At 32.8% G+C, this 6526-nt stretch carries 4 protein-coding genes; 2 read left to right on the top strand and 2 right to left on the bottom strand.

Going from position 1 to position 6526, the window contains the following annotated elements; translation table 11 throughout:
• Window positions 1-10 precede the first annotated feature (10 nt).
• Together argJ and argC are read right to left on the bottom strand one after the other, a co-directional pair.
• Window positions 11-1228 (bottom strand): bifunctional ornithine acetyltransferase/N-acetylglutamate synthase, encoded by a 1218-nt coding sequence (gene argJ / locus ACJAX4_RS07740; RefSeq protein ID WP_435788883.1) that lies wholly within the window; start codon window positions 1226-1228, stop codon window positions 11-13.
• Between the two features lie 30 nt (window positions 1229-1258).
• Window positions 1259-2305 carry an N-acetyl-gamma-glutamyl-phosphate reductase gene (gene argC / locus ACJAX4_RS07745; RefSeq protein WP_435788884.1) on the bottom strand — a complete coding sequence of 349 codons (1047 nt, stop codon included), beginning with the start codon at window positions 2303-2305 and terminating at the stop codon, window positions 1259-1261.
• 407 nt (window positions 2306-2712) lie between these two features.
• Here argC and ACJAX4_RS07750 point away from each other — a divergent pair, with 407 nt between their 5' ends.
• Together ACJAX4_RS07750 and carB are read left to right on the top strand one after the other, a co-directional pair.
• Window positions 2713-3762: a carbamoyl phosphate synthase small subunit gene (locus ACJAX4_RS07750; protein ID WP_435788885.1), complete on the top strand. Its 1050-nt coding sequence runs from the start codon at window positions 2713-2715 to the stop codon at window positions 3760-3762.
• Window positions 3763-3803: 41 nt separating this feature from the next.
• The coding region (gene carB, locus ACJAX4_RS07755) for a carbamoyl-phosphate synthase (glutamine-hydrolyzing) large subunit (protein ID WP_435788886.1) at window positions 3804-6526 on the top strand (2723 nt) is incomplete at its 3' end.

Below are 6526 nucleotides of genomic sequence, written 5' to 3' on the forward strand. Positions count from 1 at the left end.
CTCCGCTGCTTTAGCTTCGATAATCTCCGTTGATTCTTACATATTCATAACTTAGATCACAACCCCACGCAACTGCTTCAAATTCACCCTTATTAAGTTCTACAATAATTTGAATTTCATTTTCTAAAAGTATTTCCTTTGCTTTTTCTTCTGAAAATTCTAATGGTTGACTATTTTCATATACCTTAATATATCCTTTACCACTTTCGAAACTTATTGAAACTCTTTCAGGATTTATATCTTCCCCACAATAACCTATTGCACATAAAATTCTACCCCAATTTGCATCTGCACCAAACATGGCAGTTTTAACAAGACTTGAGGCGATGATAGCTTTTGCTACCTTTGCGCCCTCTTCATAAGTTGAGGCTCCCTTAACGAGAGTTTCTAAAAGTTTCGTTGCTCCTTCACCATCTTTAGCAATTTTCTTCGCAAGTTCTGTATTTAAAAATTGGAGTGCATCTAAAAATATCTTATAATTAGTATCCTTTTCAGTTATCTTTGTATTTTCTGCCATTCCATTTGCAAGGATTACAGACATGTCATTTGTACTTGTATCTCCGTCTACACTTATCATATTGTAAGTTTTGCTTACACTTTCCTTTAATGCCTCAGTTAAAAGCGTTTCATCAATATCTAAATCTGTAGTTATAAATGCTAACATTGTAGCCATATTAGGGTGAATCATACCGGACCCTTTAGCCATTGCGCCAATGGTTACTTTTTTTCCATCTATATCAATTTCAATGCCTAAATCTTTTTTCACAGTATCTGTTGTCTTAATAGCTTCTCTTGCATCAATATACCCTTGCTTACTTATGGCCATACAAACTTCAGGTATACCTTTTTCTAGAAAATCCATATTAAGATGAACACCAATAACCCCTGTAGATGCTACAATTACATCTTCTGCTTTGATATTTAAGCTCTCAGCAGTAAGTTGAGCCATCTTTTTTGCATTTTCGTATCCTGCTAAACCTGTACAAGTATTTGCACTACCACTATTTACAATGATTGCTTGAGCCTTTAAATTTTCCAAATGTTCCATTGTTACTATTAAGGGTGCTCCCTTAACTTTATTTGTAGTATAGACTCCAGCGGCGTTGCATATTTTTTTTGAACATACAACTGCTAAATCTTTCTTTTTTACATTCTTTTTTAATCCACAATGTACACCAGCTGCAACAAATCCGATTGGTGCAGTTATTCCACCATTAATAATTTTCATTTTAAACCATCTCCATTTGTAAAATTTTTTTTAAAATACCATTGGGATATAAGATAATCCTAAATCCTCTTTTAACCCAAAAATCAAGTTCATATTTTGAATTGCTTGCCCTGCAGCACCTTTAACCATATTATCAATTGTAGAATTAATAATAAGTCTATTGGTTCTAGCATCTATGTTAATACTTATGTCACAATAATTTGATCCTTTAACATTTCTTATTTCTGCACTTTTCCCTATATCTAGTACTCTTACGAACTTCTCACCTGCATAAAAAATTTTATAAAGATTTACTAATTCTTCTAAAGTAATACTTCCATCTAGATCGCAATAAATAGTTGACAATATCCCTCTATTTATAGGAAGTAGATGCGGTGTAAAGTTTATAACTATCTCTTCTTTTGCCGCCCTTGAAAGCTCCTGCTCTATTTCGGGTGTATGTCTATGACAACCAATTTTATAAGCTTTCATGCTCTCATTACAGTCTATATAATGACTGGCGGAAGAAAGTTCCCTTCCCGCGCCGGTAAGACCTGATTTTGCATCAATTATTATTGAACTACGTTTAATTAGTTTATTTCTTAAAGCTGGTACCAACGCTAAAATAATACTGGTTGGATAACAACCTGGATTGGCGATAATTTTAGCCTGTTTTATTTCATTTCTATAAAGTTCAGGTAATCCGTATTGAGCTTTATTATGTAATGTTTTGTATTTATAGCTTAGCCCATACCATTTTTCGAAGGATTTTTCGTCTTCCAGTCTAAAATCTGCTCCAATGTCTATAAAAACAATACCGTGTTTATCACATTCAAAAGCTATATCTTCACTTAACCCATGTGGTAACGCAGCAAAAACAAGATCGCATTTTTTAATACCACTTTTCATAAATTCCGTTAAACTGCTACATACTAAATTGCAATTTTCATTAAAATTAGCATATACGTCACTAATATTTGCATCTTCAAATGAATGTGATACAATTTCCGTTACTTCAACTTCTGGGTGTTGGAGTAATAATCGTAAAAGTTCTACTCCTGCATATCCTGTTGCACCCACAATTCCAACTTTTATCATTTATTCATCCCCTTTAAATCATTTTTAATAACTATACATTAAATTGAATATTTATGCAACATATAAATTATATTGTTTGTGTTTTATTTATATTTAAGAGTTGCTGTTTTAATTAGAATCTAAAGCGTACCCAATGTCTTTCAGAGTTTACTAGCATCATATATAAGAAGCCAGCGAAAACACCCGTCATACTAATTATAAACTTCGATTACTATTGACAAATCACACTATATAAAGTACTATGTATAAATATACATGAATATGAATAAGCATATAATTATATTTCTTTTATTTAATAATTTTACAATATATTTTACCCTAATACATTGAAGAAAATATTTGACTAAGTAGAAATTAATATAAATAAATGGTTTGAAGTATCAATTTATTTTTTGTGGAGGTAAAATATGAAAGCAAAATTAATATTAGAAAACGGGATGATTTTCGAAGGAACATCCTTTGGGTATTTAAAAGAAAGCATAGGCGAAGTAGTATTTAATACTGGAATGACAGGTTATGAAGAAGTTTTAACTGATCCATCATATTATGGGCAAATTGTTACTATGACATACCCTCTTATAGGAAATTACGGAATAAATTTAGAAGATATAGAATCAGAAGGACCAAAAGTAAAAGGATTCATTGTTAGGGAAAAGTGTGATAGCCCTAGTAATTTCAGGTGCGAGATGGATTTACAAAGTTATTTAAAGCAAAATCACATTATAGGCGTTGAAGGTATTGATACAAGAGCATTAACTAAAACACTAAGAAATAGTGGTACAATGAAGGGCATTATTGCATTAAAAGATCTAACTTCGGAAGAAATAAATGAAAAATTTAAGAATTTTGATAATCGAGATGCTGTAAACTCAGTTACATCTAAAGAAATACGAGTTATACAAGGCACAGGAAAACACGTAGCTATTATGGATTTCGGTATAAAAGAAAATATACTTCGCTCTTTCGTTAAAAGAGGATGTAAGTTAACTATATTTCCTGCAAATACAACTGCTGATAAAATATTAAAAGTAGATCCTGATTTAATATTTTTATCTAACGGCCCTGGCGACCCTGAGGATTTGAAAAATGTAATTGACACATTAAAAGAATTAATAGGAGTAAAACCTATTTCTGGTATTTGCCTTGGCCACCAATTGTTAGCATTAAGTCTTGGTGGATCCACTGAAAAATTAAAATTTGGGCATAGAGGCTCAAACCATCCTGTGAAGGATATAGAAGAAAACAAAGTATATATCACCCTTCAAAATCATGGATATGTAGTAAAGGATTTACCAATGGACACTATTAAAACTCATATTAGTGTAAATGATGGAACAATTGAAGGAATGAAGCATAAAACATTGCCTATTTTTAGCGTTCAATTCCATCCTGAAGCTAGTCCAGGTCCAAAGGATGCAAATAATATTTTCGATAAATTTCTTCGTTTAGGCGATTAACGAAGACTTTTAACTTATTTTAGATATAAAGGAGGGCCAATATGCCTATAAACAATAATATAAAAAAAGTATTAGTAATAGGTTCAGGTCCTATTATTATAGGTCAAGCAGCAGAATTTGATTATTCAGGAACACAAGCTTGTCAGTCATTAAAAGAAGAAGGAATAAATGTAGTTCTCATAAATAGCAATCCTGCTACAATTATGACTGATGAGGAAATTGCGGATAATATATATATAGAACCACTAACTACTGAGTTTATAGAAAAAATTATTGCAAAAGAAAGACCTGATAGCATCCTTTGTGGAATGGGTGGTCAAACTGGATTAAACTTAGCGGTAGAGCTTTATGATAAGGGGATTTTAGATAAATATAAAGTTAGGGTAATTGGTACTTCAATAGAATCTATAAAAAATGGTGAAGATAGAGACCGATTTAGAGCAGTAATGCAGAAAATAAATCAGCCGGTGATTGAAAGTGAGATTATAAAAGAGTTAGATCTTGGAATGAAATTTGCAGATAAAGTTGGCTACCCTGTAGTTGTAAGACCTGCTTATACTTTAGGTGGTACTGGTGGAGGTATTGCAGAAAACGAAGAGGAATTAACTGTTATATTAGAGCAAGGGTTATACCTTAGTCCCGTTTCTCAAGTTCTTCTCGAAAAGAGTATTAAAGGTTGGAAAGAAATTGAATATGAAGTAATGAGGGACAGTAGAGGAAATTGTATAACGGTATGCAACATGGAAAATATAGACCCGGTAGGCATTCATACCGGAGATAGTATTGTAGTTGCTCCCAGCCAAACTCTTTCTGACAAGGAGTATCAGATGCTGCGAAGCGCATCTATTGATATTATTAACGAAATAAAAATAGAGGGAGGTTGCAATGTACAGCTTGCTTTAAATCCACTAAGCTTTGAGTATGCAATAATAGAAATTAATCCAAGGGTAAGCAGATCTTCCGCTCTGGCTTCAAAAGCAACAGGTTACCCCATAGCAAAAGTTGCGGCAAAGATTGCACTTGGATACGGACTAGATGAAATCAGAAACGCAGTAACCCAAAAGACTTATGCTTGCTTTGAACCTTCCTTAGATTATGTAGTTGTAAAATTCCCCAAATGGCCCTTTGACAAATTCTATGGAGCAAAAAGAGCTTTAGGAACAAAAATGATGGCTACCGGAGAAATCATGGCTTTAGGAAGTAATTTTGAAGCTGCATTTCTAAAAGGAATTCGTTCATTAGATTTAGATAAATTCTCCTTAATAAATCCTTTATATATGGATAAGAATTTAGAAGAATTGAAGAAAAGAGTTATGATTCCAGATGATGAAAGAATTTTTTACTTAGCTGAAATGCTTAGGCGTGATTATCGTCCAGGTAAAGTATGTGAAATCACCGGTATAGATCATTTCTTTGTGAATAAAATAAAATGGATTGTGGATCAAGAGGAAAAGTTAAAAGAATTATCAATTGATACTTTAAGTAAGGAATATTTGTATATGTTAAAGAAAAAAGGATTTTCAGATAATGGAATTGCTGATTTATTAAAAGTTAAACCAAAGGTAATTTATAATCTGAAGAAAATATGGAATATTAAACCTAGTTATAAAATGGTAGACACCTGCGGAGGGGAATTCGAAGCAATATCACCTTACTATTATTCTACATACGAGATGTATGATGAAGTGGAAGTAAGTAGCAACCGTAAGATTATGGTTGTTGGCTCAGGACCAATAAGAATTGGTCAAGGTATAGAATTCGATTATGCTTCTGTCCATAGTGTAATGGCCCTAAGAAAATTAGGTATTGAAACCATAATAGTGAACAATAATCCCGAAACTGTTAGTACGGATTTTAATATTTCTGATAAATTGTATTTTGAGCCACTAACAGAGGAAGAAGTTCTGAACATAGTAGAAAAAGAAAAAGTTGAAGGTGTCATTTTACAGTTTGGCGGCCAAACCGCAATTAAGCTCGCCAATTTTTTAAGTGAGAACAATGTCCCTATTCTAGGAACACAACCGAAACAAATAGATGCTTCCGAAGATAGAGAGAAATTTGATTGTGTTTTAGAAAAGTTGTTAATTGATAGACCAAAGGGAAAGGCCGTTTGGGGTCTCGATGAAGGAATACTTGAGGCTAGAAGTTTAGGATACCCAGTACTTGTTAGGCCTTCATATGTTTTAGGTGGCCAAGGGATGGAAATAACATACGCAGAAAAGGAATTAATTCATTATTTAGGAAACGCCTTTAAAAAAGATGAAAAAAATCCTATCTTAATAGATAAATATCTAGTAGGTAGGGAAATTGAAGTAGATGTTATTTGTGACGGAAGTGAAATATTAATTCCAGGTATTATGGAGCATCTAGAGAGGGCAGGTATACATTCCGGAGATAGTATCACTATGTATCCAAGTCAAAATATATCTCAAGGTATAAAAGGGAAAATATTAGAGTACTCTAAAAAACTTGCAACGGAACTTGAAATTATAGGAATGATGAACATCCAATTTATAGAATTCAAAGAAAAGCTATATATAATAGAAGTAAATCCTAGAGCAAGTCGTACTGTGCCTTATATAAGTAAAGTAAGCGGTGTTCCTATTATAGAGCTAGCAACACGAGTAATGCTAGGAGAAAAGCTTAAAGATTTGGGGTATGGAATTGGAGTCTATAAAGAACCAAAACTTATTTCTGTAAAAGTACCAGTGTTTTCAACACAAAAATTGCCAGAGGTAGAGGTGTGCCTTGGGCCGGAAATGAG

Source organism: Clostridium sp., assembly GCF_051278035.1.
In the GTDB taxonomy this organism is placed as follows: domain Bacteria; phylum Bacillota; class Clostridia; order Clostridiales; family Clostridiaceae; genus Clostridium_AD.